General features: G+C 62.7%; 37 protein-coding genes and 1 pseudogene. 20 read left to right on the top strand and 18 right to left on the bottom strand.

Going from position 1 to position 25,516, the window contains the following annotated elements; all coding sequences use genetic code 11:
* Nucleotides 1-112 precede the first annotated feature (112 nt).
* Entirely contained in the window at nucleotides 113-439 is a 327-nt protein-coding gene (locus HMPREF1224_RS45350; RefSeq protein WP_124117754.1) for a hypothetical protein, read from the top strand.
* Between the two features lie 169 nt (nucleotides 440-608).
* Here HMPREF1224_RS45350 and HMPREF1224_RS20275 read toward each other — a convergent pair whose 3' ends face one another.
* From HMPREF1224_RS20275 to HMPREF1224_RS45610, 16 genes and pseudogenes are all read right to left on the bottom strand, one after another.
* The gene (locus HMPREF1224_RS20275; protein ID WP_019486610.1) at nucleotides 609-797 is read right to left on the bottom strand and encodes a LexA family protein; all 189 of its coding nucleotides are present in this window, start codon (nucleotides 795-797) and stop codon (nucleotides 609-611) included.
* A 17-nt stretch (nucleotides 798-814) separates the two neighbouring features.
* On the bottom strand, nucleotides 815-1,870 hold the full coding sequence (gene yejK / locus HMPREF1224_RS20270; RefSeq protein WP_010793328.1) for a nucleoid-associated protein YejK: 1,056 nt from the start codon (nucleotides 1,868-1,870) through the stop codon (nucleotides 815-817).
* A 26-nt stretch (nucleotides 1,871-1,896) separates the two neighbouring features.
* Nucleotides 1,897-2,823 (bottom strand): recombination-associated protein RdgC, encoded by a 927-nt coding sequence (locus HMPREF1224_RS20265; protein WP_010793327.1) that lies wholly within the window; start codon nucleotides 2,821-2,823, stop codon nucleotides 1,897-1,899.
* Between the two features lie 26 nt (nucleotides 2,824-2,849).
* Nucleotides 2,850-3,359, bottom strand: a complete 510-nt coding sequence (ssb, locus tag HMPREF1224_RS20260; RefSeq protein WP_010793326.1) for a single-stranded DNA-binding protein — start codon at nucleotides 3,357-3,359, stop codon at nucleotides 2,850-2,852.
* 3 nt (nucleotides 3,360-3,362) lie between these two features.
* Nucleotides 3,363-3,968: a 3'-5' exonuclease gene (locus HMPREF1224_RS20255; protein ID WP_010793325.1), complete on the bottom strand. Its 606-nt coding sequence runs from the start codon at nucleotides 3,966-3,968 to the stop codon at nucleotides 3,363-3,365.
* 112 nt (nucleotides 3,969-4,080) lie between these two features.
* On the bottom strand, nucleotides 4,081-4,635 hold the full coding sequence (locus tag HMPREF1224_RS20250; RefSeq protein WP_010793324.1) for a hypothetical protein: 555 nt from the start codon (nucleotides 4,633-4,635) through the stop codon (nucleotides 4,081-4,083).
* A gap of 47 nt (nucleotides 4,636-4,682) precedes the next feature.
* A complete protein-coding gene (locus HMPREF1224_RS20245) occupies nucleotides 4,683-5,699 on the bottom strand; it encodes a coiled-coil domain-containing protein (RefSeq protein ID WP_010793323.1) in 1,017 nt (338 codons plus the stop codon).
* Nucleotides 5,700-5,703: 4 nt separating this feature from the next.
* Nucleotides 5,704-6,468, bottom strand: coding sequence for a hypothetical protein (locus HMPREF1224_RS20240; protein WP_010793322.1), 765 nt, complete (start codon nucleotides 6,466-6,468; stop codon nucleotides 5,704-5,706).
* Nucleotides 6,465-6,617: a hypothetical protein gene (locus HMPREF1224_RS45620; RefSeq protein ID WP_010793321.1), complete on the bottom strand. Its 153-nt coding sequence runs from the start codon at nucleotides 6,615-6,617 to the stop codon at nucleotides 6,465-6,467. Before HMPREF1224_RS45620 ends, HMPREF1224_RS20240 begins: the two co-directional genes overlap by 4 nt.
* Nucleotides 6,618-6,729: 112 nt before the next feature.
* Nucleotides 6,730-7,101, bottom strand: coding sequence for a hypothetical protein (locus HMPREF1224_RS20235; RefSeq protein ID WP_010793319.1), 372 nt, complete (start codon nucleotides 7,099-7,101; stop codon nucleotides 6,730-6,732).
* Nucleotides 7,098-7,319, bottom strand: a complete 222-nt coding sequence (locus HMPREF1224_RS20230; protein ID WP_004354968.1) for a hypothetical protein — start codon at nucleotides 7,317-7,319, stop codon at nucleotides 7,098-7,100. The genes HMPREF1224_RS20235 and HMPREF1224_RS20230 overlap by 4 nt, the downstream gene beginning before the upstream one ends.
* Nucleotides 7,303-7,449 carry a hypothetical protein gene (locus HMPREF1224_RS45615; protein WP_010793318.1) on the bottom strand — a complete coding sequence of 49 codons (147 nt, stop codon included), beginning with the start codon at nucleotides 7,447-7,449 and terminating at the stop codon, nucleotides 7,303-7,305. Before HMPREF1224_RS45615 ends, HMPREF1224_RS20230 begins: the two co-directional genes overlap by 17 nt.
* A 339-nt stretch (nucleotides 7,450-7,788) precedes the next feature.
* Nucleotides 7,789-7,965 (bottom strand): annotated as a pseudogene (csrA, locus tag HMPREF1224_RS45900) (carbon storage regulator CsrA); the annotation flags it as partial.
* A gap of 34 nt (nucleotides 7,966-7,999) precedes the next feature.
* Nucleotides 8,000-8,212: a hypothetical protein gene (locus HMPREF1224_RS44180; RefSeq protein ID WP_010793316.1), complete on the bottom strand. Its 213-nt coding sequence runs from the start codon at nucleotides 8,210-8,212 to the stop codon at nucleotides 8,000-8,002.
* A gap of 62 nt (nucleotides 8,213-8,274) precedes the next feature.
* Nucleotides 8,275-8,550 (bottom strand): hypothetical protein, encoded by a 276-nt coding sequence (locus HMPREF1224_RS20220; RefSeq protein WP_010793315.1) that lies wholly within the window; start codon nucleotides 8,548-8,550, stop codon nucleotides 8,275-8,277.
* Nucleotides 8,551-8,599: 49 nt separating this feature from the next.
* Nucleotides 8,600-8,773, bottom strand: a complete 174-nt coding sequence (locus HMPREF1224_RS45610; RefSeq protein WP_004349171.1) for a hypothetical protein — start codon at nucleotides 8,771-8,773, stop codon at nucleotides 8,600-8,602.
* Nucleotides 8,774-9,167: 394 nt separating this feature from the next.
* On the opposite strand from HMPREF1224_RS45610, the gene HMPREF1224_RS20215 reads away from it, so the two are divergent.
* Complete coding sequence (locus HMPREF1224_RS20215; RefSeq protein ID WP_010793314.1) at nucleotides 9,168-9,437, top strand: DUF1654 domain-containing protein; 270 nt, start codon at nucleotides 9,168-9,170, stop codon at nucleotides 9,435-9,437.
* A 52-nt stretch (nucleotides 9,438-9,489) separates the two neighbouring features.
* Here the strand turns inward: HMPREF1224_RS20215 and HMPREF1224_RS20210 are convergent, their stop codons facing one another.
* Complete coding sequence (locus HMPREF1224_RS20210; protein ID WP_019486233.1) at nucleotides 9,490-10,275, bottom strand: LexA family transcriptional regulator; 786 nt, start codon at nucleotides 10,273-10,275, stop codon at nucleotides 9,490-9,492.
* A gap of 108 nt (nucleotides 10,276-10,383) precedes the next feature.
* Here HMPREF1224_RS20210 and HMPREF1224_RS20205 point away from each other — a divergent pair, with 108 nt between their 5' ends.
* The 6 genes from HMPREF1224_RS20205 to HMPREF1224_RS20180 all read left to right on the top strand — a co-directional run bounded on the left by HMPREF1224_RS20205 (nucleotide 10,384) and on the right by HMPREF1224_RS20180 (nucleotide 14,334).
* Complete coding sequence (locus HMPREF1224_RS20205; RefSeq protein WP_010793312.1) at nucleotides 10,384-10,584, top strand: Cro/CI family transcriptional regulator; 201 nt, start codon at nucleotides 10,384-10,386, stop codon at nucleotides 10,582-10,584.
* Between the two features lie 102 nt (nucleotides 10,585-10,686).
* Entirely contained in the window at nucleotides 10,687-11,703 is a 1,017-nt protein-coding gene (locus tag HMPREF1224_RS20200; protein ID WP_010793311.1) for a hypothetical protein, read from the top strand.
* Nucleotides 11,690-12,547 carry a hypothetical protein gene (locus HMPREF1224_RS20195; protein WP_010793310.1) on the top strand — a complete coding sequence of 286 codons (858 nt, stop codon included), beginning with the start codon at nucleotides 11,690-11,692 and terminating at the stop codon, nucleotides 12,545-12,547. Before HMPREF1224_RS20200 ends, HMPREF1224_RS20195 begins: the two co-directional genes overlap by 14 nt.
* Nucleotides 12,540-13,091 (top strand): hypothetical protein, encoded by a 552-nt coding sequence (locus tag HMPREF1224_RS20190; protein ID WP_010793309.1) that lies wholly within the window; start codon nucleotides 12,540-12,542, stop codon nucleotides 13,089-13,091. The genes HMPREF1224_RS20195 and HMPREF1224_RS20190 overlap by 8 nt, the downstream gene beginning before the upstream one ends.
* A gap of 55 nt (nucleotides 13,092-13,146) precedes the next feature.
* Nucleotides 13,147-13,761 carry a recombination protein NinG gene (locus tag HMPREF1224_RS20185; protein WP_004354944.1) on the top strand — a complete coding sequence of 205 codons (615 nt, stop codon included), beginning with the start codon at nucleotides 13,147-13,149 and terminating at the stop codon, nucleotides 13,759-13,761.
* 78 nt (nucleotides 13,762-13,839) lie between these two features.
* Nucleotides 13,840-14,334: a hypothetical protein gene (locus HMPREF1224_RS20180; protein ID WP_010793307.1), complete on the top strand. Its 495-nt coding sequence runs from the start codon at nucleotides 13,840-13,842 to the stop codon at nucleotides 14,332-14,334.
* Nucleotides 14,335-14,336: 2 nt separating this feature from the next.
* Here the strand turns inward: HMPREF1224_RS20180 and HMPREF1224_RS0112100 are convergent, their stop codons facing one another.
* Complete coding sequence (locus HMPREF1224_RS0112100; protein WP_031628378.1) at nucleotides 14,337-14,561, bottom strand: DUF7364 domain-containing protein; 225 nt, start codon at nucleotides 14,559-14,561, stop codon at nucleotides 14,337-14,339.
* 152 nt (nucleotides 14,562-14,713) lie between these two features.
* On the opposite strand from HMPREF1224_RS0112100, the gene HMPREF1224_RS0112095 reads away from it, so the two are divergent.
* From HMPREF1224_RS0112095 to HMPREF1224_RS20125, 12 genes are all read left to right on the top strand, one after another.
* Nucleotides 14,714-15,280: a terminase small subunit-like protein gene (locus HMPREF1224_RS0112095; RefSeq protein WP_031628376.1), complete on the top strand. Its 567-nt coding sequence runs from the start codon at nucleotides 14,714-14,716 to the stop codon at nucleotides 15,278-15,280.
* A complete protein-coding gene (locus tag HMPREF1224_RS20175; RefSeq protein WP_010793306.1) occupies nucleotides 15,277-16,560 on the top strand; it encodes a PBSX family phage terminase large subunit in 1,284 nt (427 codons plus the stop codon). The genes HMPREF1224_RS0112095 and HMPREF1224_RS20175 overlap by 4 nt, the downstream gene beginning before the upstream one ends.
* A 9-nt stretch (nucleotides 16,561-16,569) precedes the next feature.
* Nucleotides 16,570-18,888 (top strand): portal protein, encoded by a 2,319-nt coding sequence (locus HMPREF1224_RS20170; protein WP_010793305.1) that lies wholly within the window; start codon nucleotides 16,570-16,572, stop codon nucleotides 18,886-18,888.
* A 146-nt stretch (nucleotides 18,889-19,034) separates the two neighbouring features.
* Entirely contained in the window at nucleotides 19,035-20,165 is a 1,131-nt protein-coding gene (locus tag HMPREF1224_RS20165) for a hypothetical protein (RefSeq protein ID WP_071536934.1), read from the top strand.
* A gap of 12 nt (nucleotides 20,166-20,177) precedes the next feature.
* Nucleotides 20,178-21,470, top strand: coding sequence for a phage capsid family protein (locus tag HMPREF1224_RS20160; RefSeq protein ID WP_010793303.1), 1,293 nt, complete (start codon nucleotides 20,178-20,180; stop codon nucleotides 21,468-21,470).
* A gap of 58 nt (nucleotides 21,471-21,528) precedes the next feature.
* The gene (locus tag HMPREF1224_RS20155) at nucleotides 21,529-22,008 is read left to right on the top strand and encodes a hypothetical protein (protein ID WP_010793302.1); all 480 of its coding nucleotides are present in this window, start codon (nucleotides 21,529-21,531) and stop codon (nucleotides 22,006-22,008) included.
* Between the two features lie 64 nt (nucleotides 22,009-22,072).
* Nucleotides 22,073-22,945 carry a RyR domain-containing protein gene (locus tag HMPREF1224_RS20150; protein ID WP_004354927.1) on the top strand — a complete coding sequence of 291 codons (873 nt, stop codon included), beginning with the start codon at nucleotides 22,073-22,075 and terminating at the stop codon, nucleotides 22,943-22,945.
* Nucleotides 22,942-23,619 (top strand): phage adaptor protein, encoded by a 678-nt coding sequence (locus tag HMPREF1224_RS20145; protein WP_010793301.1) that lies wholly within the window; start codon nucleotides 22,942-22,944, stop codon nucleotides 23,617-23,619. The genes HMPREF1224_RS20150 and HMPREF1224_RS20145 overlap by 4 nt, the downstream gene beginning before the upstream one ends.
* On the top strand, nucleotides 23,616-23,822 hold the full coding sequence (locus tag HMPREF1224_RS20140; protein ID WP_004349207.1) for a hypothetical protein: 207 nt from the start codon (nucleotides 23,616-23,618) through the stop codon (nucleotides 23,820-23,822). Before HMPREF1224_RS20145 ends, HMPREF1224_RS20140 begins: the two co-directional genes overlap by 4 nt.
* Entirely contained in the window at nucleotides 23,803-24,210 is a 408-nt protein-coding gene (locus tag HMPREF1224_RS20135) for a hypothetical protein (RefSeq protein ID WP_004349209.1), read from the top strand. The genes HMPREF1224_RS20140 and HMPREF1224_RS20135 overlap by 20 nt, the downstream gene beginning before the upstream one ends.
* Before the next feature lie 23 nt (nucleotides 24,211-24,233).
* Entirely contained in the window at nucleotides 24,234-24,659 is a 426-nt protein-coding gene (locus HMPREF1224_RS20130) for a hypothetical protein (protein ID WP_010793300.1), read from the top strand.
* A complete protein-coding gene (locus tag HMPREF1224_RS20125; protein WP_010793299.1) occupies nucleotides 24,659-25,516 on the top strand; it encodes a hypothetical protein in 858 nt (285 codons plus the stop codon). Before HMPREF1224_RS20130 ends, HMPREF1224_RS20125 begins: the two co-directional genes overlap by 1 nt.

Genomic DNA, 25,516 nt, shown 5'->3' with positions numbered 1-25,516 from the left:
GCGGGTTCCTTTTCGCGAACGTGAGGACGCACTGCGCTATGCGTGATGGCGCAGTGATGTCGTTGGAGTTAGATTTGGAAGGCCCGGCATGGGGCCGGATCAGGGAGGAGAGATGCCTGACTTCAGAATCGTCGAGATCGTGTTCGATGACACCAAGGTCTATTACCGGTATGAGACGGTGGGTGCATCAACAATCGGTGGAGAGCAAACACCTGCTTATCAGCAAGACATCATCCTCAATCATTTTCGGTCTGCCGCAGGCTATCGGGGTTCTCCGACAAAGGTTGAAAGCGCTGCACTTGTTGCATCGAAGGCCGTGGGACGAGTGGTCCAAACTTTGAGCGGATCCAAGGCTCAAGCCAGGTCGACAAAGAACACTTGGGTAACCAAGGCGCATGCAGATCGTAACTATGAGGTTCTCAACACCCAGAGTCGTTAGGCTGTACGCGACCCGCTAGAAGTACGTCAGTACTCCGTGAACAGGCACTGGACGCCGCCCTGCCTGACAGGGCGGCCCACGAGGCATGGTTGAATCGCCCACAGGGCGGCGTCCGGTGCGTGCTTGCTGGAAGAGAAAGCGCCCCGGGTGGGGCGCTCGGCGGGTGGCGTTAGAGCGGGCGGATACTGCGCGCCACTTTCGGGTCACGCTGGATGTAGCCCTTGTTCTCGAGGGCGGTCAGGCGCTGCTGGATGGCGAACTGGCGGACGCCGGCCTTGGCTGCCAGTTCTGCGACGGTGGGTGCGTAGCCTTTCTCCGCCCAGAACGCTCGGATGTGCCCGAGCGTTTCGTTCTGCATCGTCGACGGGGCCTGCTTCACGGCTGAGCCTCGCGAGATCCGTGCGCGTTCATCGCCCCGTCTTGCTTCTGCGCTGCAACCTTCTTCAGTTGGCTGGCGAGATGTGCCGGCAGACCGTGGATTAGCAGGGTGTCGGAGCCTGAGTCGAACTCCACCTTGGTGCCGAGGAGGTGTGCCTCGAAGCTGATCGACAGGCCTTCGGCGCGGCCGGTGAAGCGGCGGAACTGGTTGAAGGTGCGCTTGTCCGCCGGGATCTCCGGCGACAGGCCGTAGTCCTTGTGCTGGATGAAGTCGTAGAACGCCCGTGGCTGCTGTTCGTCGATCAGTTCGGAAAGGGCGTCGAGGGTCATCGGCTCACCGAGGCGTGCCTGCGCGGTGGCGTAGTCGACCAGCGACACGGTTTTTTCGCGGGCCTGTTCCTCGGCCATGCCCTCGCTTTCCACGAAGTCGCTGAAGGCTTTCAGCAGGGTGCGCGTCTCGCCCGGCGAATCGACCCCTTCCTGGCAGCCGATGAAGTCGCGGAAGTAGTCGGAGAGCTTTCTCCCGCCCTTGCCCTTGATGAACGAGATGTACTGCTTCGACTGCTTGTTGTTGCGCCACTCGGAGAGGTTGATTCGCGCCGCCAGGTGTAACTGGCCGAGGTCGAGGTGGCTCGACGGGGTGACGTCCAGTGACTCGTTCACCGCCGCCCCTTCGCTGTGGTGCAGCAGGGCGATCGCCAGGTAGTCGGTCATGCCCTGCTGGTAGTGGGCGAACAGTACGTAGCCGCCGGTGGAGAGGTTGGACTCTTCCATCAGCTTCTGCAGGTGTTCCACCGCCTCGCGGCTGAACCCCACGAAGTCGCGGTCGCCTTCCAGGTACTCGCCGAGCCAGCCGCTGAACGGGTAGGCCCCGGACTCGCCCTGGAAGAAGCCCCAGGCCTTGTTCTTGGCGTTGTAGCTTTCGTTGAGGTCGGCCAGCAGGTTCTCGATGACCTGGGAGTTACCCAGCTCAGCGTCGCGCGCATGGAGCACGGTCGGGGTGCCGTCGGGCTTCTTGTCGATCAGGTGGATGATGGAATGGCGGATAGGCATGGCTGCCTCCTATGTTGGTGAGGTGGTCAGACGCCTACGGGAACTTCTTCGCCGCCCAGTGCTACCAGCAGCTCGGGGATGAATTGCTGGAAGGTGAGCATCATCAGGACGAAGCTGGCGTCGGCCTGTGCGAACTCGTCGGAATCCTTACCAGCGTCGTCCAGTGCCCGCTCCTGCAGCAGGTCGTCGAAGCGGAGGCTGCGGATCACCAGACCCTCGTCGAGTACGAAGTAGAGGTCTTTCTTCCAGGCGAGAGCGAGCTTGGTGACGCTCTTACCTGAGTCGAGGTGCTGGCGGATCACGTCGCTGGTCAGGTCCTGGTGTTTGGCGGTGATGCTGCCTTGCTCGTCGGTGTCGCGGAGCAGGGCGCCGTCGCACAGCCAGAAGTCGCCACCCGCATTAGTTTCTTGGCTTCGCAGCCACTCGGTCATGGTTGCCGTCGGCGAAACCTTGGTTGCGATCGGTCGGACGGGGAGAGAGCCCAGGGCTTCGCGCAAGGTCGACAGCAGATCCTCGGCGGCCTTCGCCGTGGCGGTGTCCACGATCACCAGGCCTTGCGCCGGCATGATTGCGGCGAAGGTGCGCTTGCGGCGGGTGAACGCGCGCGGTAGGAGGGTCTGGACGATCTCGTCCTTCAACTGGTCGCGCTCTTTCTTGTAGACCTTGCGCTGCTGGGTTTCCTCGACCTCTTCGACCTTCTCCTTCAGTGCTTCGTTGACCACGCTGCCAGGCAGGATCTTCTCCTCCTTGCGGCAGCAGATCAGCCAGAATCCGTTCGCCTCGCGTACCAGCGGTGCGTCACCCTTGCCGACCGGCGGCGCGAAGCCGTAGGTGGTCAACTCCTGGGAGGCGCAGGGGCGCGCTGGTTTGCTCGCCAGGGCACTTTCCAGAGCGCTGGCCGTTGTGTCGATGGGTTGGGTGAGGCGGTAGATCAGTAGGTTGCGGAACCACATGGTGCTGTCTCCGGGCGGCCCGGCGCTCAGACGATGCGCCAGAGCCTGCGGTAGGGGTTGTCGAAGGGGATGTCGTCGTCGTAGCTGTCGTAGTCGGTCGCCGGTTGCGGCTGGTGGTGAGTGGTCGGCCGCGGTGGCGGCTCGCGGCCAGGGCCAGGGCCAGGGCCACGCGCCTGGCCTGCCTGCTCAGGCTTGCCGCCGAGCAGTTGCATGTTGCCGTTGATGTCCACCACTACCTCGGTGCTGTAGTGGTCCTGGCCGTCCTGGCCCTGCCACTTGCGGGTGCGTAGGCTGCCTTCGATGTAGACCTGGGAGCCCTTTCGCAGGTATTGCGCTGCGATTTCGGCCAGTCGGCCAAATAGCACCACCCGGTGCCACTCGGTGCGCTCCTGCTGCTGGCCGGTCTGCTTGTCCTTCCAGCTTTCGCTGGTGGCCAGGCTGAGGGACGTGACTGCTTTCCCGCTGGGGGTGGATCTTGCGTCTGGATCCTGGCCCAGATGGCCGACCAGGATGACCTTGTTCACTCCGCGTGCCATGACTCAGGCCTCCGTCTCAGCCGGCGGCACCGAGCTGGGCGGCGCTACATCGACTCCCTGCAAAGCGAAGTAAATGCGGGCGCAGGCCTCGGCGTCCGGCATCGCGCGGTGAGCCTCTACCAGGTCCTCCCCGGTGAAGTGCTTGTATGCCTCGGCCAAGGTCGGCAACTTGTTGCGGGGAAGCGCGACCTGTGCGCGGGAGCGATAGCAGGTGCAGAACTTCTCACCCGATTCCTTGAATGCGTTGGCCGCTTCATCGTCCTGGTAGCGCATCAGCGCGATGCGAGTGATACGGTCGTCGAAGCTGATGTTGTGCGCCGCGCGGCGGGCAGCGCGGCCGTTGATCGCAAGAAAGCCCTCCAGAGCCTCGGCCTCGCTGATGCCAACATCCATCGCCTGTTCGTGGCTGATGCCGTGGATCGCTGTCATTTCGGGGGTGATTTCCCAGCCGTTGGGTCGCACGATCGCCTCGAAGCGATCGATGGTGTTGCCGGCGGCATCGCAGAGCAGAGCGGCAACTTCTACGATGTGGGGCTGGCACGGGTCTTCACTGGGCAACTTCCACTCGGGAATCCCCGTCGTTTCGAAGTCGAAAATGTTGGTGAGCATGGTCTGTCCTCGGTGGTTGGGCATCAGGCTGCGCGCTCAACGAACGCGCACCCGGATGCCGCACCGGCGGTGGGCGCCGGCGCTGGCGGTTCGGAGGGGCTGGGGGAGTGGATTAGGAGGAGGGGAGCTTGCGGTAGCCGATGGCGTACAACCGTTCAGCCTGTTCGCGCGTGAGCATGTGCGTACAGGAACCAACCTTGTACTGGTAGTCGCTGAGCATGGCATCGACAGCCTGGGCGGCGATCTGCTCGGGGGTGAGGAGCGGGCGGAACAGCATGTCGTGCGTGCGGTAGTACTGTTCTTGGCCGTTGTCGTACGCAACTAACGACTCGTCGCTGATGTACCGAATTTCACAGCGCCGATACTCCGGCCAGATCATGTGCCTGTATTCGCATTCCACGCCGACCGGCGGCAGGCCGTCTTGGCCGTTCCACTGCATGACAGGCTCCTTTGCCTCATCAGCCACAGGACGACGTTCCACCAGTAGCCATACGTGGCCCAGTTTGGTCATATCGCAGGTGTGGAAGTCTGGCCGCAGGTTGCCCACACGCTGGCGTTTGCTGATCCGGCAGCCCCATCCCTCAACCCAGTACATATCGTTGCCGTGCTCGGTAGTGACCACTGCCTGCGCCCAATGAGGCGCGATGCTCCAGTCGATACTGGTCATTCTCGTTCCCTAGAACTGTGCCGGCGTGGCCGGCGCGAGGTGGATGGTCAGGCCGCTTTCGCGGGGGCCTTTTCGACGATCACGCCCGGCAGATTCAGCGTTTGGCCCTTGCTGTTGGCCAGGCTGTCCAGGGCCGGCTGGTCGACAACGAGCAAGTCCTCGGTAGCCAGGCCTTCGGCGATGGCGGCGATGAACGCGCTTTTATCGACGACGCGGGCGCGCCACTGGATAGCGCCGGGCTCTGCTGCCTTGCCGGCGGGCTTGATCTGGGCGGGCGCTGGTGCAACCTCGGCCTTCGGCGCCTCCGGCTCGACAGCGACGGGCGTGCCCTGCTCGGCGAGCTGCTGGCGCGCGGCAGCAAGCTCCTGCTGCTGGCGCGCCAGTTCTTCGCGTTGGCGTTGCATTTTCTCTTGCTGCCGGCGCATTTCCGCCTGTTGCTCCTCCATGCGGCGGCGCATTTCGGCTTGCTGGGCTTCCAACTCCTGCCGCTGACGCTCCGCCTGCTCGAAGGCCAGGCGATCGGTCAGCATTTGAGTTAGCTCGTCCAGAGCAGCCTGGCGGGCCTCTACGGCTTCTTTCGTCAGGTCGTAGAAGTCGTGGGTTGCGTCGATTTCGCCGACGCGATCCAGCATCGCACTGATGTCGTCGCTGGACCGGCCACGAACCTGCGCGGGCATGGCCTTGATCGCATCGACCTTCTGCTGCAATCGCGCAATACGCTCCCGGCGCTCACGCTCAACGCGATCATCCACCACTTTCTTGGCAGCCTTCATCGGGTCTTCCAGGGCCGCCAGTTCAGCAGTGATGCGCTTCGCTTCTGTGTCGATGATCTGTCCGGCCTGCAGGTACGGTGCCTTCTCGCGCTTGCGCGCGGCCTCTAGGCTGGTGCGCAGGGAGGTCAGCTCTTTGATACCGTCCTTGATGAACGCATAGCCCTCTTCGGTATTTGCGTCCGGCACTTCGGCGTATTTCACACGAAGTTGCGCCAGAGCGGCATTGGTGGCGCTGTACTCGGTGACCTCGACGGTGCCGTTGTCCAGATCGACGTTTTTCAAGATGGTCATGGCGCTATACCTCAGTGGCTGGGGTGTTGATGGGTTTCAGGACGGCCAGGCGGGCGTCGGCGGCTTCGTTGATGCGAGCCTCAATGGCCGCCGGCTTGATCTTCACGACCTCGGCTTTGGCACGAGCTGTTTGCGCGATCTGCTTGCGCATCATTTCCAGAGCGCGCTCGTTGGGGCAGACTTCCAGGGCGCTGATTTGGCTGTGCAGCCAACTGGCGAACTCCCCCTTGGCCTCGTCCAGCACGGCCTCGGCGCCTGTTTCGCCAGCGCCCTCCAGGCGTTCCCTGAGCTTCTGGCCTTCGAGGTACGTGGCATCGTCGAACATGCCGAGGTGCACATCGGCGCAGAAGCCGGCGAGGCTCAGGCACTTCTTGATCGCGTCGGTGACGCTCTTCTTCGGCGCGTCGAAGTCGGTGGAGACTCCGTAGGTGGTCCGGCGCACGAAGGGGGTGTGCCCGAATTGCTGGGAGTAGCAGCGCTCCCCGTCATGTACGTACCAGAGCTTGAGGAGCACGGTGTGCATCAGTTCGTGGCAGATGACCCCGCCATCCTTGCCCAGGATGGGAGCCCCCTGGTCGAAGCGGTCGGTGATAATGTCAAAGCCCCAGCCCTTGCCGATCGGCCCGAACAACTCGGTGGCGCGCTGGTATACGTATTGCGCGTTGATCGTGGTGACGTCACGACCGTCAAAGTGCTGGGTTTTGGTGGCGCTGAGCGGGGTGTTCTTCACCTGGTCCCAGAGCGCCATATTGTGGTTCGGTTTGGTCATTGTGCTTCTCGCTTCACGACTGTCGGCGCCGTGGCTGGTTGTTCCGCGGTAATCAGTCCGCCCCAGATCGGGCCCAGGGCGAGAATGAGCAGGAAGAGGAGGCCGCCGATCAGGCCGCCCACCCAGATGGCTTTGCGCTTCGCGTTCATGTCGGGAGCATCCTGTAGATCAGCCAGCCGTAGAACGGAGCCACCAGGGCCAGCACGCCGATGGCCGACGCAATTTCGATGAGCGCCCGGCGGGCTCCAGTTGCATTTGGCTTCATGCGGAGGCCCCTCCCTTGGCTTTGTCGATTGCGCTTCGGGCCGCCTCGATCGCCGCAGTTGTGATCGCGTTGCGATGCTGCGGCAGATAGCCGACCAGCGCGCAGTACGCTTGCTCCAGTGCGATGAGTAATTCGGGGCCGTAACTTTCAACGCGCCGCTGTGCTGCGCGTTCCGCCCGCTTGCGGTTGTCGCGCTCGATTGCAGACTGCGCTTCCTGTTCGGTGGCGTAGAACCTGTACCAGTCAGCGCGCTTCGCGATGCGCGTGCCGTCGGCTCGAACGTAGTACGCCTTCGTTTCCCGAACGAACTCACAGCGGCTAGCTGCGTCTCGGCCGGCCCGGACTTGAAAGCGGGTGATTGGATTCATACCCGAGTACTCCTGAGTTCTGCCCAGCGGGCGTCCGACGCGGCGTCGAGCCGGTGGCGCATGTCGTCGTAAATACGGGTGTCGATGAAGCCGACCGCATAGGCCAGTTCAATTTGGCCATGGACGAACTTCTGGTCCGGGCGTGGGAACGGTGATCGGCGCATCGCCGTAATGCCTTCCTCGATCATCAGCACCGCGCGTTCATCGCTGAAGGCCATCGTTGTCCTCCTGCTCTTCGTCGTCAGGCTCCGGGTACGGCTGGTCCCAGAGCGGGTCGACGGCACGGTCGTAAGCGAGTTGCGCGTTGCTGAATGCCGCGCGGTTGCGGCGGTCGCGGTATGTCCACATCGGGATGCTCTCCGTGTTTCACCTGCATTCGGCTGAACGCTCACGCCGCCGGGATTGCCCGGTGGGGAGGCGGGGAGCGCTCATGCGAATGCGGGCGGCGAAAGAAGCCCGGCCGGAGCCGGGCAAGGGGGGGATGAAACGGGCTCAGGAAACAGCAGTGCAGTTGCGCACCAGCACCGGCGTGGCCTGGCCTTCTAGCCAGATCACCGCCATGCCGGAGGCGGAAACTTTGGCTTGAGTGAGCGTTCTGGTGCGGATGGGGATGCCGTCGCGGAGCGGACGGTACTCAACGACCACCGGATTCGGATGCATGCGATTCCACTCTTCAACCAGGTCTTTGGGTGAGGCGGGCCGGACTGCGCCAACCCGGGCGTAGATCTCGGCGCGATGAATGGCCATCGCTTCCGGAGCAACGATTCCGAGGCGGATCTGGCCGCCTCTGTTCTCGACGACGGTCACGGTGATGTCGTCGCCAATGTGCAGGGTTTCGCCGACTCGGCGGGTGAGGATCAGCATATGTGCCTCCGTTCAGGATGCTGGACGTGCGGGCTCAGGCCGGCTCGCAGTGGGAAAGGGCAACGCAACCGGACACTCCGGCGAGCCAGACGACAGCAGTGTGTCCGCCGAGCACCTGGGCTTCGGTTGTCGTCCGGGTGCGCTTCGGCGCCGCGCCGCGATGGAATCGGTAGTCGACCTCGGTTCCGGCGGGGTATGCGGAATTCCAGGCAGCAACGGTCGCCGCCGGGTTGGCGTTTCGCTTCATCGGGTGTCTCCGGATAGAGTTCGGTGGGGCTGGTGATGCCCTGCTACCGGCAGGGCGGCGGGTTATAGGTCGGCCCAGCCTTGGGTTGCTGGATCGATTGCCGGCGCCTGCTGCTTTAGCAGTTGGTCGGCGTACACGCGGGTTTCTTCCCAGGTGTCCGCATCGGCGAAGACGTGGCGCTTGTACTCGCCAGAAGTGACGCCGACGTAGCGAACAAGCGCGCCGTAGTCGCGGCAGATTTCCCGGCCGTCAGCGGCCAGCATCAGGTTGACGCAGCAGTACATGGCGCCGACTTCCAGCGGGTTGCGGTCAATGTCCAGAATCTGTTCAGTTGCCATCGTCTTGCCCTCCAGGGCGGTAAAGCCCCGGCGAACCGGGGCATGCTCCTTATGCGGCTTTCACCTTGCAGGCGCGGGCCTGCAGTTCTTTGCCGTTCACTTCGACGACCAGGTACTCACCGCCACCGCGGCCGGTGCCCTTGTTGATGGTGCGCAGGAACTTGCCTTCCTTCGCGACGCCACGCGGGTTGGTCAGGATCACGGACTGGCCTTTCTTGAACATCGGTGTTTCCTCTCGTTGTGGTTTCCCGTATGCCCCTCCCGTACTGGCGAGGGGCATCTAGGAAATCGATGTTGCGGTCCGCTGTTACTGATCGCGCCACCTGCGGATGGGCGCATTTCTGCTTGGCTCCAGTCGGTCCCTGTCTGTTGGTAGGCAGTTTCAAAGGCCTACTCCACGGGGCTGGGGGAGGTTTTTCGCCACCTACCTGGCTATCCGGCGAGTCTCCGGCTTGTTGTCGTCACGATGTTCTGTGTCGATGAGATAAAAATTACCAGTGGCATTTAAGTAATGTCAATGCTGATGGTAATAAAATTTTCCAACGCTCATCAGGCACAGGTTGAATGGGTGAGGTGGCGGGTATACTGTATTTATATACAGCTAACGGGAGGTGCTTATGGCTAAGCAACAGAAGAAGCAGCAGGTGGTGAAACCGCTGACGGCAGCCGAACGGCTGGGCCTGCGCGTTTCAGAGATGATCAATTCACCGAAGGCTCAGGATCTGAGGATGGTGACAATTCACCGGCTGGACACGGATTCCGATGAAGCATGGGAGGGAGTGATGGGAGTACTTGCCGAGACGGACGGTCTTGAGCTGATCTTTAACGATGACGGTACCGTCACTCTTAAGTGGGAGAAGCAGGAGAGGGAGGAGGAGGCCTGGTAGGCTGGATACGAAAAGCCCCGCGTGGGGCGGGGCTTGTTAAGCAAGGCGCGTATCAGTGCTTCCTACGCCTGAGTACCGACCACCAGAATACCCAGCCCATGATGCTGAGGTTGTTCTCGCGCATCTGGTCCTTGGTGTACTCCTCGTCTGGGTATTCGTCACGGTTAAAGCTGCGTAGGCGGATGCCACCACCAGGCAATCGGTAGACGAACTTCACCCGTAGCATGTCATCGTGTTTCAACGCATAAATCTCGCCATCGATTATCGTATGGGCGGATAGGTCAACCCCGATGATGGCGCCATCGGCAATCAGAGGCTCCATGCTGTTGCCACTGACATTCACGCAGACCGAATGTTTTGGATCCACCCCCGACTCGCGCAGACCAGCCTTCGCGAACCTGATTTTTTGCTTGGCCTGCTCACGGTCGGGATAGCGACCGTCCCCCGCGGCGATTTGGATCTCGTCGAAGTACGGTATTTCAACCTCATCCGGGTCGAGCGGGTCCCCCACCTCGAAACTGGACATGGGCGTAAGTTCGCCCTCTGTCTCCGCTTTAGGCGCCGGCCGGAGAGTCTTCGCCATATCCGTTATTTCGTCCGCTAGGCGCGGACTGAACTCCCGAACATGAACCTGGAGAATTTCTGCGAATGCCGCCGCTGCCTGGGCGTTCAAAGGGTTCACGCCATTCAGGTAGTGGCTAACGGAGCTTTGGTTGATCCCAAGGAGGTGGGCGAGCTTCTCCTGCGTTAGACCGAGGTCACGCTTTCTGCTGTTGAAGATGGCCTTCAGTTGAAGGCACTCGTCTTTTCTGTCTGGTGGAAGAGGTTTTTTGCTCATCTTCGAATCGTATTCCCACAGGTAATATTTCAGCAAATGCCTATAGCATTGAAATGTTTAAATGCCACAGGTAATATTCTGGTGTGAGGAACACTTTGGAGAGCGGTCATGAACCGAGTACACATCAAGACATTTGCCTCCGAGCACGGGCAGTCCAGGGCTGCGGCGCTACTCGGCATCACTCAAGGGGCACTCAGCAAGGCTTTGCGTGTTGGTCGTGACATCTACGTCACCGCGCATGCTGATGGGACTTTCACTGCCGAGGAGGTGCGCACCTTTCCGGCCCAGAAGGTGCGCTTCGTTTCTTGACATGGACTGGTTCGTAGCAGGAGTGACTGCTGCAAGTAGATGCGTCAGCCAGCGCTTGGCGCAGGAGAACCAGGGCCTATGGGAACCGAGAACAGGGCTGACATGCAGTTCACCGTGACGATCAATCAAGCGAAAGCGCTCGAGTGGGGGCTGAACTCGCAGCAGGCGCTGCTGTTCGCCTTCGTCTACGAGTGCCCGAGTTGGGCGCGCCTGGTTCAGACGCCCGCAGGTGATTTCTACGCCCTGAGCAAAGCGAAGATCCTCGAGGAGTTGCCGCTGCTGACGGACAAGCCGGACACGGCGTACCGCTTGCTGAAGCAGATCGCTGCGGCCGGTGTGATCGATCTGTCGAGCACAGCAACCATCACACTCGTGCGGCTCACTGCGAAGGGGCAGGAGTGGAATCGGAAACTGGACGGGTCGGAAAAATATCCGACCCAGGTCGGAGAAAAATCCGAGGTCGGAAATTCTTCCGAGGTCGGAGAAAAATCCGATGCAGGCAGGTCGGAAAAATCTCCGACCAAGATCGGAAAAAAATCCGGGGTAGGTCGGAAAAAAATCCGTTCAGGGTCGGAAAAATCTCCGACAAATCAGGTAACCAGTAATCAGGTAACCAGTAATCAGGGTACCAATCAGGATATTGCCGGGGAGGCTGCGCCGGCCCCGGGCGGGGAATTCGTCGGCGCCGAGCAAGAGCCCGGGCCGCGCTGCCAGATACCGGCCGACATGCCAGGCCCGAAAGACCCGAACTGCAAGGCGTACCGCACATGGGCCAACTACGCCATGGCCTATCGCACTCGATACACCGCTTGGCCGGTTTGGAACGCATCGGTTGCCGGCAAGCTTTCGAAGCTGATCGATCGTGTGGGCCAGGCCGACGCGCCAAAGGTGGCCGCGTTCTACGTCAAGTGCATCCACGATGCTCGACTGATTGCTCAGCACCATCCCCTCGGCCTGTTGCTGGCGAACGCTGAGGGCTACCACACGATGTGGTTGACCAACCGCCCGACCACCGGAACGCAGGCACGCCAGCAGGAGAACACCGCATCGAACTTGTCCGCCGCTGAGCAGGCCCTGGCTGAGCAGAGAGCGAGGAGGGCTGCCCATGCTGACGCCTGAGCAACAAGACGAACTGCTGCTTTCCCTTTTCGGCACCGCCGAGGCAATGGGTCAGCAACTCACGCCGGCCGCTGCCCAACTCATGGTTCAAGACCTGGCTGCCTACGAAGAGCCAGTGCTGACCGCCGCATTGCAGGCCGTTCGCCGGGAGGGCGGACGATTCACGGTTGCCGCTGTACTCCGGCATGTCGAGTCCGCCGACGGTCGGCCCGAGCCGAACGAGGCCTGGGCGATCGCCCTACAGAGCTTCGACGAGGCTGAAACGGTGCTTATGACGCCGGAAATCCAGCAGGCGGCTGTGGTAGCCGCACCGCTCATGAAGGGGCGTGGTGACCGGGTGGGCGCGCGCATGGCGTTCATTGCCGCCTACGAGCGCCTGCTCACTCGTGCCAGGCAGCAGGCGCTGCCCGTCAGGTGGTCGCTGTCGTTGGGCAGCGATGCGGGCCGCCGAGCTGCTGCGATCGAGGAAGCGGAACGCCTGGGGCGTCTGCCGGCGCCGGCAGCGCAGTTGCTGCTCGAACAGCACGTACTCGAGCCGGTTTCGCCGGCCGGCAGCGCAATCGCCGGGCTGCTGACTGGACCCTCCGACCGGCTGCTGGCACTGACGAATGACCCACTGACCCGCGAAGCCCTTGCGAGGGAGGCTGCTGGTGGGGGGGATGTGCCAGACGACTTTCGCCGGCGGCTTGAAGACATCAAGAAGCGCTTGGTCCGCAGGGAAAAGGCGAAGGTCCGACTGCGTGATCGCCACCTGCGCCACGAGCGCGAAGACATGGACCGTCGGCGCGCCGCGGTTCTTCAAACCATCGATCAGCTACAGAGCCAGGAGGTTCAACATGGCTGAAGCACTATCAACCCAGGCGCCGGCCAAGAGCGCGGCGGCGAAGAGGAAGCGCGCCGGGCGGCCGATCTACCTGGAGTTCAAGCGCATGGTCGACCCGGACACCGGCGAGGTTCGCCTGGCCCTGGTCGCCGACAGCGGCATCGACAAGTTCCTGCTGAAGGAGCGCGGGTATAAGGCTGGCGCAAAAGTGCGCGCGGAGCTGAAGCAGCCGCGGGACGTTCGCAAGCACCGCCTGGTCCACCGCATGGGCCAGTTAGTCGCGCGCAATGTGGATGGGTTCCAGGGGATGGATGCGCACTCGGTGATCAAGAAGCTACAGGGAGACGCAGGGGTTTGCTGTAGCTCGGAGTATTTCGACCTGGGCGGGCTGGGGCGCGTGTCGCGCCTCGTGCCGGAGTCGTTGGCGTTCGACGAAATGCCCGAGGAGAGGTTCCTGGAGTTCTGGAGGGGCATCTGCCAGCACCTGATCGAGCACTACTGGACAGGCATGAGCGAAGAGCAGATCGGCGACATGATCAACATGATGCCCGAGGAGGTGGTATGACCCGGAGCCGCGACGACTACTGGGGATTCGTCGACCCTGCTGCGGAGGTGGTGTGATGCTGGTCGCCGCGAAGAAGCCTCGCAAGAAGACGTGCAAGGCGTGCCGGGAGGTATTCACTCCAGAGCGTTCGCTACAGTCAGTGTGCAGTCCGAAGTGCGGATTGGCGTTGGCGGCTGCCAAGCGCGAGAGAGAGCGGAAGTCTCTGGCGAAGATAGAGCGCCGCGAGATCCGTGCGGCCAAGGAACGCTTCAAGACCCGTTCGGACCATATGCGTGAGGCGCAGGCCGCTTTCAACGAGTGGATTCGCCTGCGCGACGCCGACAAGCCATGTATCAGTTGTGATTCCACGGCCTGTGACACAGGGCTGATCACCGGCAGTCGCTGGGATGCAGGGCATTACCGCTCCGTCGGTGCTTGTCAGGCTCTGCGCTTCGAGCCGCTGAACGTGCATCGGCAGTGCGTGCGCTGCAACAGGGACATGTCCGGCAACGCGGTGGAGTACCGCATACGCTTGGTCCAGCGCATCGGCGCCGAGAAAGTCGAATGGCTGGAGGGGCCGCACGAGCCGCGGCGGTTTCCTATCGACGAACTGAAGGAGATCAAGGCCAAGTATCGAGCGCTGTCTCGGGAATTGAAGCGCAAGATGGGGAGGGGAGTAGGGCATGGCTGACCCTCAGTTCAAGGAGTGGCTGCAGGAGCAGTGGCGCATTCTGCGTCAACACGGGCTCATCGCTGAAGGGGAGAGCAGATGAAGAAGTCATCGACCCAGGTTGTACTCGACGCAGTTCGGGAACTGCACAGCCAGCAGCAGATCGTCACTCGCCAGACCCTGGTCGAACTGACGGGGTTGAAGCCCGGCGTTGTCGATGATCGCCTTTCCGTCCTGGTGGACGACCTGCTGGTGCTGCGCGTCGAGCGTGGTGTGTTCGTACCGGCTCCGCAGTTCGATCCGCCCAGGCCGATCACTATCACGCAGATACCAGGTGGCTGGGCGAAGGTCGAGATCAGCGATGATCACGTAATCACGCTTACCCCAGCGGAGAAACGGATGCTCGGCGAATTGCTGGCGGGTGCGGCTCAGCAGTTCGCAGCGATCGATATCGGGCATTCGAACCAGATACTGGCCGCGGAACTGGCGATCAAGATACGGAAGCTGGAAAGGGAAGTGGCAGCATTACGCGCAGACAGGGCCGATGGCGGGCAACTCACCTTAGCTATGAATGATGCTCCGGCTGTGCAATAGGCTCAGCATAGGGCGACGATATCACCAGCGGCTACTCGCTCAGATAGAGCCGTCAGCCTGCCGATTCCTTCCTGCAGGAATCGGCTCAGTTGCTCGATGCACTCGTGCTGATCCTGAGTGAGGTGAAACTCCGACTCCATGGCTTCCATTAAGTCCAGGCAGCACTGATTGAGGAAGCCTACCTCTAGCAGTTCTGCCCGCAATCGACGCCTCAGCATCTCATCCATTCCAACGTCCATCTACTTCGCATAAGCAGTTGGGGACCGTAGCAAAAACGAGATGCTTGTCACAATTATCAGAACGATTAGGGTTTTCGCCAACCTGCATGATCCCCCTGTAAGGTTCGACCCTTCCCCTCTGGCCCGGACAATTCCGGGTCATGACCCAGAAGCCCAACACCGAACCGAAGAAGGCCCCGGTAGCGAAGAAGCGCGCTACTGGGGCTTCCGCACGTCCCCCAGTCAAGACCGCAGCGAAACGGCCCCCGGGTCGCCCGAGCAGGTATACGCCCACTGTCGGCCTAGCTGTCTGTACCGCGCTTGCGGAGGGCATGAGCCTGCGGAAGGTATGCCAGTTGCCGGGCATGCCGGCGATGTCCACGTTCCTCCGGTGGCTGGCCGACGAGCAGCATGCAGATTTGCGAGAGCAGTACGCGCGTGCGCGCGAGGCACAGGCCGACACACTCGCTGAGGAGATCCTGCAGATCGCCGACGACGGCTCGAACGACACATACACGGACGATGAAGGTCGCACGCATGTCGACTACGACCATATCTCCAGGTCGAAGCTGCGCGTAGATGCTCGGAAGTGGCTGGCATCGAAGATGGCGCCCAAGAAGTATGGCGACCGCATCACCAACGAACACACTGGCGCAAATGGTGGCGCCATAGAGGTCAAGAGCACAGTCACTTTCGTGCAGCCAAAACCACGAGGTGACGACGAGTGACCACCTTCGTCGCCGCGCCCCTCAACCTGAACATCACGCTCCCCTTCAAACTGGCGCCACTGTACGAGGCGCGCCGGTACAAGGTGATGCGTGGTGGGCGCGGCGGCGGTAAGTCCCATGGCGTAGCCCAGGTGCTGCTCGACATGGGCGCGCGCAACCCCCTGCGCATCCTCTGCGCGCGGGAAATCCAGAAGTCTATGCGCGACTCGGTTCACCGGCTGCTGCGCGACTACATCGTCAAGCTCGGCCTGACCGAGTTCTACGAGGTGCTGGACACCGAGATTCGTGGCCGCAATGGCACGCTGTTCCTGTTCTCCGGCCTGCAAGGGCACACCGTCGATTCCATCAAGTCCTTTGAGGGCGTAGACATCGTATGGGTGGAAGAAGCCCAGGGCGTGTGCAAGAAGTCCTGGGACGTGCTGATCCCGACCATCCGCAAGGATGGATCGGAGATATGGCTGACGCTCAACCCGGCGATGGACACCGACGACACCTACGTGCGGTTCTGCGCCGCGCCGGATGACGACGTGTGGCTCTGCGAAATCAACTGGCGCGACAACCCGTGGTTCCCTGATGTCCTCAACCAGGAGCGCCTGCGCGCCAAGCGCTCCATGTCGCAGGAGGACTACGAGCACATCTGGGAAGGCAAGCCGCGCACCGTGGCCGAGGGTGCCATCTACCGCCATGAAATCCTGGACCTGATGGAAAGCGGGCGCGTTCGCCCGGTGCCATACGACCCTCTGCTACCCGTCCACACGGTATGGGACTTGGGCTGGAACGACGCCATGACCATCGGCTTTGTCCAGCGCGGGCCGATGGACGTGCGAATCATCGACTACATCGAGGACAGCCATCGCACGCTGGATTGGTACGTGGCTCAGATCGAGAAACGCCCGTATCGCTGGGGCATCGACTACCTGCCGCACGACGGTCGTACCCGCAACTACCAGACCGGCAAGAGCACCGAGGAACAGCTACAGGCGATGGGCCGCAAGGTCCACGTCCTGGCCGCCACCAGCGTAGAGGAAGGCATCAAGGCCGTCCGCATGCTGTTCCCGCGATGCTACTTCGACAAGGACAAGACCGGGCGCCTGGTGGAGTGCCTGAAGCGCTACCGCCGCGCCCTACACCAGCAGACCGGAGAGGCCATGGCGCCCCTGCACGACGAATACAGCCACGGCTCCGACATGTTCCGCTACGTCGGCCAGGCCGTGGAAATCATGCCCAACGAAATGGAACGCGCCTACGAGGAAGCGGAAGCGCCTGACTGGCGACTGTGAGGACACGACATGCAGATCACTGAGAATGACCGCCAGTACATGAATGGCCTGCCACCGGCCGGCGACACGCCGCTGACCGTGGACGAGTACGCCGACATCAACTACGAAATCGAGGACCAGCCCGCGTGGCGCGCCGTCGCCGACAAGGAAATGGATTACGCGGACGGGAACCAGCTCGACACCGACCTGCTGCGTCGCCAGCAGGCACTGGGCATCCCGCCCGCGGTAGAAGACCTGATTGGCCCGGCCCTGCTGTCCCTGCAAGGCTACGAGGCCGTCACTCGCACCGACTGGCGCGTGACGCCGAACGGTGACGTGGGTGGCCAGGACGTGGCCGACGCCCTGAACTACCGGCTGAACACGGCAGAGCGCCAGTCTGGTGCCGACCGCGCATGCTCCGAAGCGTTCCGGCCGCAGATCGCGTGCGGTATCGGCTGGGTAGAGGTCAGCCGCGAGTCGGACCCGTTCAAGTTCCCGTACCGCTGCCGGCCTATCCGCCGCGACGAAATTCACTGGGACATGAAGTGCGGCGACGACTGGGAGGCCTGCCGCTTCCTGCGCCGGCAGCGCTGGCTGTCACCTGATCGCATTGCCCTGGTGTTCCCGGAGCATGCCGAGCTGATCCGCATGGTAGGTAAGTACGGCAGCACCTGGTGGGGCCAGCCCGATCTCGGAATGATGGAAGGCGGCACATCCACCGGTCTACACAACGCATGGAACGAGGCGCGGGCCTGGACCGTGCAGGAGGACCGCTGGTACAACCCAAGCAGCAAGGAAATCTGCCTGGTGGAACTCTGGTATCGCCGCTGGGTGCAGGTCCACGTCCTGAAATCGCCCGATGGCCGAGTCGTCGAGTACGACCCGAACAACCTGGCGCACAACATCGCGCTGGCGTCCGGCCGCATTTCACCGAAGAAGGTGACGGTATCCCGCGTGCGCCGCTCCTACTGGCTCGGGCCGCACTGCCTGCACGATGGGCCAAGCCCATACACACATCGCCACTTCCCCTACGTCCCGTTCTTCGGTTTCCGCGAGGATGCCACCGGAATTCCATACGGGTACGTGCGCGGCATGAAGTACGCCCAGGACAGCCTGAATAGCGGTATGTCCAAGCTCCGCTGGGGCATGAGCGTCACTCGAGTGGAGCGTACCAAGGGCGCGGTGGACATGACCGACGCCCAACTACGCCGGCAGATCGCACGTCCGGATGCCGACATCGTGCTGAACGCTGAGCACTTCGCAAGCAACAGGGGCGCTCGCTTCGAGGTAAAGCGCGACTACACCCTGACCGACCAGCATTTCCAGATGCTCCAGGACAACCGCGCCACCATCGAGCGCGTAAGCAACATCACGGCCGGTTTCCAAGGGCGCAAAGGCACGGCCACTAGCGGCATCCAGGAACAGCAGCAGATCGAGCAGAGCAACCAGTCAATTGGCCGGATCATGGACAACTTCCGCGCCGGCCGGACCCTGGTGGGCGAACTGCTGCTGGCAATGATCGTCGAGGACATCGGCCAGGAGCGCACTGAGGTTGTTATCGAAGGCGATGCCGTGACCGCCGATCGTGTCGTGGTGCTCAACGAGCCGCAGCGCGATCCGCAGACCGGCGCCGCCTACCTGTCCAATGATCTGCTGCGCACTCGGATCAAGGTCGCCCTCGAGGACGTTCCCAGCACCAACAGCTACCGCGGCCAGCAGCTCAACGCGATGTCCGAGGCCGTCAAGAGCATGCCGCCGCAGTACCAGGCCGCTGTCCTGCCGTTCCTGGTCAGCCTCATGGACGTGCCGTTCAAGCGCGACGTGGTGGAGGCCATCCGAGCCGTTGATCAACAGCAGACCCCGGAGCAGATCCAGCAGCAGATCGACCAGGCCGTGCAGGACGCCCTGGCCAAGGCCGGAAACGACATCAAGCTGCGCGAACTGGAGATCAAGGAGCGCAAGGCGGATAGCGAAATCAGTGGGCTGAACGCCAAGGCAGTGCAGATCGGGGTGCAGGCCGCATTCAGTGCCATGCAGGCCGGCGCCCAGATTGCGCAGATGCCGATGATCGCGCCGATCGCCGACGCCGTGATGCAGAGCGCTGGATACCAGCGCCCGAACCCTGCTGGTGACGACCCGAATTACCCCGTAGCCGACCAGACGGCGGCAATGAACATCAAGTCGCCCTACATCCAAGGGCAGGGGCCGGCAGCAGCAGAAGCTGAGGCCGAGGAGGCTCCGGTACGCAGGAACACCAGCCCGACATATCCGCCGGTGCCGGCCGAAGCCCCGACCGGCCAGCGCGGAATAGAGACGCCGAGTACGGCTGACAACCTGCCGCAGCCCTGACACACCTCCGCTACAACTCGCCAACCTGAAACCCTACCGGGCCACCCCCTGTAGGGTTTCGTTCTTCCTGCACCTGTCTCCGACACTGCCGCCCAAGCCAAGGCGTCTCCGAACGCCGGCGAGACGCGGAGTAATCCGCATTGCTGATGACCCTTGCGGCCACGGCGATATGTGGCGGGATAGGCATGAAAAAAGACGAGCTTTTCCAAGAGATAGACGGTGGACGGCCGACACCCGAACAGGCTGCCAGGATGATTGAACTGGCAATGGGCGATACCAGCAATTTCATGCTGGACAGCGACGAGCCCAACGTCGCAGCCGACGCGGGTGCCGGCGATGCTGGCGAGGCCAGCGCCGATGCCGCCGATCAGGCAGACAACACCGAACAGAACACCGACGCGCAGCAGGGCGCGGGTGACGCCGGCGCTTCGGCTGGTGGCGACCAACAGGGCAAGACGCCCGACGCCAAAGAGCTAAACGCCGAGAACGCCGTGATCCTGGCCAAGGACGGCAAGCACACCATCGGCTACGAGAAGCTGGTGGAAGCGAGACAGGGAGAACAGCACTGGAAAGCCCAGGCCCAGGCCGCGCAGGCAGAGCTACAACGCCTGCGGGATGAGGCAGCAGCGCGTGCCACGGCAGGCGAGGCCCCGACGTCGCAGGACAACCAACTGGCGGCGGCTCAGGCTGCCATGGATCAGGGGGTTGACCCGGCGATCTTCGGAGACTTCAGCGAGGAAGCGCTGGCCGCAGGCATCCAGAAGCTGATCGACGCGAAAGTGGAAGCGCGCGTGAGCGCACTCGTGGACCAGAAGCTGGCACCGATCCAGAAGAAGGAAGCCGAGAGCGCCGCGAGCGCCCACCTGAATGCGATCTACGAGGCCCACCCGGACGCCGACTCCATTGCGGAGAGCAAGGAGTTCGGGGACTGGGTGGCGTCCCGTCCGTCCTATGAGCGCGCGAGCATCGCCAAGGTGCTGGAAGCCGGCACCGCGGCCGATGTCATCGAACTGTTCGGTTCGTTCAAGTCCGCCACCGGAAACGCTCAGCAGTCGCAGCAGCAGCCGAACGCGCAAGACGCGAAGGCTGCGGCCCAGGCTGCCATCAACAAAGCCAAGACCGAACCGCCGGCCAGTCTCTCGGATATCCCGGGCGGCAAGCCTCCGGCTGGCAACCGATTCGAGGCCATCGCCGCAATGGATCCGGCATCCATGTCGGACGCCCTGCGCGGCATGAGCCCCGATCAGGTCGAGGCATTCCTGAACCGGAACATGTAAGGGAGCTACCCCATGACCGCAAGCAAAACCACCATGCGTTACGGTGATCCGAACGCGATGATCCAACAGGCCGCCGGCTTGTTCGCGCTCTGCCAGGGCCGCAACTCGACCCTGAACCGTCTGACCGGCAAGATGCCGAGCGGCACCAGCGACGCCGAGAAGAAGACCAAGGGCCAGTCGAGCCTGGAGCTTCCCATCGTCCAGGCCCAGGACCTGGGCCGCAACAAGGGCGACGAGGTGCGTTTCCACTTCGTGCAGCCGGCGAACGCCTTCCCGATCATGGGTAGCGAGTACGCCGAGGGCAAGGGCACTGGCCTGAAGATCGGCAGCGACCAACTGCGCGTCAACCAAGCCCGCTTCCCGGTGGACCTGGGCGATGTGATGTCGCAGATTCGCAACCCCTACGACCTGCGCCGCCTCGGCCGTCCGAAGGCGAAGTGGTTCATGGACGCCTACCTGGACCAGTCCATGCTGGTTCACCTGGCCGGCGCCCGTGGTAACCACTACAACAAGGAGTGGTGCCTCCCACTGGAGACGCATCCGAAGCTGGCTGACATGCTGGTCAACCGCGTCAAGGCGCCGACCAAGAACCGTCACTTCGTGGCCAGCGCCGATGCCATCACTGGCGTTGCGCCGAATGCGGGGGAGTACAACATCACCACCGCCGACGTGCTGGACGTGGATGTGGTCGACTCCATCGCCACCTACATGGACCAGATCGAGCTGCCGCCGCCGCCCGTGAAGTTCGAGGGCGACGAGGCCGCCGAGGATTCGCCGATCCGCGTCCTGTTGTGCTCGCCAGCCCAGTACAACAGCTTCGCCAAGCAGGAGAAGTTCCGTAGTTGGCAGGCTGCTGCACTGGCGCGCGCGTCGAACGCCAAGCAGCACCCGATCTTCCGCGTCGATGCGGGCCTGTGGTCCAACACCCTCATCATCAAGATGCCGAAGCCGATCCGCTTCTACGCGGGCGACACCATCAAGTATTGCGCCGCATACAACTCGGAAGCTGAGTCGAGCGCCGTGGTGCCGGATAGCTTCGGCAATCAGTACGCGGTGGACCGCGCCCTGCTGCTGGGCGGCCAGGCTCTGGCGCAAGCCTGGGCGGCTTCCGAGCACTCCGGCATGCCGTTCTTCTGGTCCGAGAAGGACATGGACCACGGCGACAAGCTGGAACTGCTGATCGGCGCGATCCTCGGCTGCTCCAAGATTCGTTTCGCCGTCGAGGCGACCAACGGCTTGGAGTACACCGACCACGGCGTGATGGCGATCGACACCGCGGTCAAGATCATCGGCCCCCGCAAGTAAGCGACAAGGGTCGGTGATCCCGGCCCTTTCCTTCGTCCAGATTGAAAGGAGGCCCGTTATGGCCCAGTACAAGACCATCCCGCTCGGCGGCCAGTTCGGCGGTGTCACGCCGTATGGCAACCTGACCACCCTGCGTTACCAGCTCGCGACCAACGCGGCCGGCGTTCTGCTCAACAGCAATGCCGCCGCCGCGCTGGCGGTTGGAGATGTCGTGGCGTTCGAGTTCCCGTTGCCCGCCGGCTTCGTCGCCGAAGACCTGCAACTGGTGATTTCCGACCACTTCGGTGCCGGCGTGACCGCTGACGTGGGCTTTGCCTACGCCGACGGCGTGGACGACGCGACCTATCCGCAGGACGCCGCGTATTTCGGCGCTGGCCTGCTGCTGTCGGCCGCTGCGCGCCTGCGCACCAGTTCCAGCAAGGCGCTGTTCGCGCTGCCCAAGGACGCCAACCTGGTTATCACCATCAAAGGCGCTGCCGTCGCGGAGGCGGGCAAGCTCCAGGTGATCGTCCACGGCGAGCGCCTCGGCGCAGTCTAAGCGCCGCCGCCCCCCGAAGGGCCGGCCCGTGCTGGCCCTTCTGTCACGCAGGAGTAGGACATTCATGAAACCCATCCTCATCGCCACCATCGCCCACGCGATCAATTCCGCCTACTGCCTCGCCATCGGCGACAAGGTGGCACCACCGTTCGCCGAGTGCCCGGAAGACATGCAGCGCGGCATCCTGGCCGGCGTGCAACTCCACCTGGACAACCCAGACACCACCCCCGAGCAGTCCCATGAGTCCTGGCTGGCGGACAAGCTGGCCAACGGCTGGGTCCATGGCGAGGTCAAGGACTTCGAGGCGAAGACGCACCCGTGCTGCGTTCCCTACGCCGAGTTGCCCGAGTCGCAGAAGGTCAAGGACTATCTGTTCCGCGCCGTGGTTCATGCACTCAAGGACATCCCGGACGCCGGGAGCCAGGACGCCGACGCGCGCGTGGCTGAGTTGCAAGACCAACTCAACGAGGTGCTGGGCAAGAATGCGGCCCTGGTGGCGCAGATGGCGAGCGACGGCGTGCCCATGCTGGATAACGGCGTGCCCATCAAGTACATCGGACCGCGGGAAAGCTTCACCGACCGCCTGTATGGCTCCGGGCTGATGTTCACCCAAGGGCAGGTGCGTAGCGTGCCCGGCGATCTGGCGCGTCGATTCCTCAACCATCGCGACCTGTTCGAGCGCTCCACCGGCCCCGCGCCGGCCGGCGACGACACCAAGCAGGTGATCGCGCAGGCTCAGCAGGCCCAGCAGGAGCGCGCTCGCAAGGAGGAAGACCTATCGGCCCTGCACCGGGAGGTGGACAACTTCGCCGACTTCACCAGCCTGGCGGCATTCGCCAAGGACCGCTACGGCCTGAACCTGGTCAAGCAGCACGGCTTGGCGCGTTCCCGTGATGCCGTCCACGCGCGCATCGACCAGTTCGGTGGCGCGGTATGACGCTGGCCGACCTGATCCGCCGAGTTCGCACGGACGCGAACGACATGGTGGAGCCGTATTTCTGGTCGGACCAGGACGTGGCCGACTGGCTCAACGACGCAGTGCGCGAAGCCGCCGTGCGCGGCAGGCTGATCCACGAGAGCCAGGCCGACGCCGTGTGCCGCACCGAGGTGGTCGCCGGAACTGCCGTCTACCAGTTGCATGCGTCGCTATACGAACTGTCGCACCTGGGCTTCTACCCGGCCGATATGTCGCGCCCGACCATGCCGGTGCTGAAGTCGGCCGAGGTGCTGGACGTGGAGCTGCCGGAATGGCGCGCATGCACCGGCAAGCCGCTGTACGCCATCCAGGGCGACACTTCGCTGCGTCTGGTGCCAACCCCCGACCGGGCTGGCATTCTGCGCGTGGAGGGCTACCGCACGCCCCTGGCTGACATGGCGCTGGCCGACAAGGACACCGCGCAGCCGGAGATTCACGCCGAGCACCACCGGCATCTGGTCCAGTGGGCGCTGCATCGCGGCTTCAGCATCCCCGACATGGAGTCGTTCGATCCGAACCGCGCCGCGCTGGCCGAAGCCGCTTTCACGGCCTACTTCGGCGAGCGCCCCGACTCCGACCTGCGGCGCATCACCCGTGAGGATGTTTCTCACCATGTAGAGGCATTCTGGCCATGAGCAAGAAGATGAGCGTGGACCTGAAGGTCGGAGAGGTACTGCTGATCGATGGTACTGCCATCCGCCTGGAAAAGAAGTCCGGGCAGGTGGCGCGCCTGCAGATTTCGGCCGACGAAGGCACCGTTATTCAAAACCCCGCAGCAGCGCGCAGGAGTGCGCTCCAAGACCTGGAGCACACCCCTGATGGCAAATACCCTCTATGACTATGCCCGCCAGCGCTTCCTGGAGGGCCAGTTCAACTGGATGACCGACACGATCAAGGTGATCCTGGTCGATACCGGCGCCTACACGCCGCAGACTGCGATCCACCAGTACCTGTCGGATATCCCGTCGTCGTCCCGGATCGCTGGCCCGGTCACTCTTACCGCGAAGACCACCACTGGCGGCGCCGCCGACGGTGCGGATGTGACGTTCACCAGTGTGTCCGGCGCGAGCATCGAGGCAATCATCATCTACAAGGACACCGGTACCGAGTCCACCAGCCCGCTGATTGCATTCATCGACACGGCTACCGGCCTGCCGATCACCCCCAACGGCGGCGACATCATCGTCACCTGGGATAACGGCACCAACAAAATCTTCAAGGTCTGAGCGCCTGCGCGCAGGAGTGCGAAATGCAAGGGCATCAACACCCGCACGAGAAGAATGCCGACTGTCACTGCGTGGCATGCCGGCCGCTTGAACGCCCCTGTGATTGTGAGGGCTGCATGAGGCTGATGAGTGGCTCGGGCAAGCCGCCAGCGCAGGGTATCGGTGTCAAGGGTATCGAGCCCAGGCCCATTGAACTGACGCCAAGCCAGGAAATGTACGTCAACTGGAAGGCTGTAGGCGCCTTGCCTCCGTTCCAGATGTTCGTTCACGAGCAGGCTCCATGTCCGCCCGACCGCTGCCAGCAGCAGTGGGCTATCGACTACGGTGTGCGCTACGGCGCCCAGGTCGGAGACAGGGTGCTGCTGGAGCGCTATGCCCAGTGGCACCAGGCGAAAGGCTACTGGCCAGACGAAACGATCCTCGGTCAACCGGTTGAAGGAGCGAATTAATGGCCGACACCATCGACCTGGACGGCGAAAAATTCGTCTCTCCATCATTCGTCACCAGTGCGACATCGCTCGACGACATCTATACCGCCTGGGTGGCCGACTTCCAAGGCTCAACGACTGCCTATAACCCTAGCTGGCCGAGCACCGATGATAGTGCGATGCTGCTACCAATCCCGCCGTTGTGGACCGGCGGGGCCGATAGGTTGGTTGTTTCAACCGAGTGCGGTGTGGAGATTGTCCCCTACCAGTTCACCTCGGCCAGTACGCACTACTCACAGGCGATCGCAGGAGTTAGCCGGTACTACTCGATCAACTGCGGGCTGCGCCTGGCGATTATCTTCCACCCGACTGGTGTCGACTCAGGTATTACCAGCTTTTCGGGCAACTACAACGCCGACCTGGCGCTATTTCGCGGCACGCATAACCGATCCAGTGAAAACGTCCAATTCGTGGCGCGTGTCGTTCCGGGCAGGCAAATTGATGTGGCCATCAAGAACACCGCCCAAACTGCTGGACTCCCCATCAAGCTGGTGGTCCTCAACGGCACCACTGTGGTGTCTTCCACCGACCTGACTACGATCGTTCAGGGTGGTGTCACACTGGTGACATGCTCCATCTACGGTGGAACCGTCTCGGGCACCGTCGTGGACCAGGCTGGCCAGCCTGCTACCCGCATCGTCCATGTTCACGAGCGCGAAACAGGGTCGGTGATCGGTAGAGGACGCAGCGACTCATCAGGTCTGTTCGAAATTCCGGTCATCGCGAAGGTGGGTACCACCATGTACGTAGTCGGCCTGGACGATGAGAACTCGCCGCTGATCAACGCTGTGATCGCCGATCGCATCGTGCTGGAGTAG

It is taken from the genome of Pseudomonas sp. P179, assembly GCF_000478485.2.
Taxonomy (GTDB): domain Bacteria; phylum Pseudomonadota; class Gammaproteobacteria; order Pseudomonadales; family Pseudomonadaceae; genus Pseudomonas; species Pseudomonas aeruginosa.
The sequence above is the reverse complement of the archived record's forward strand: the minus strand, read 5'-3'. Positions and strand labels throughout refer to the sequence as shown.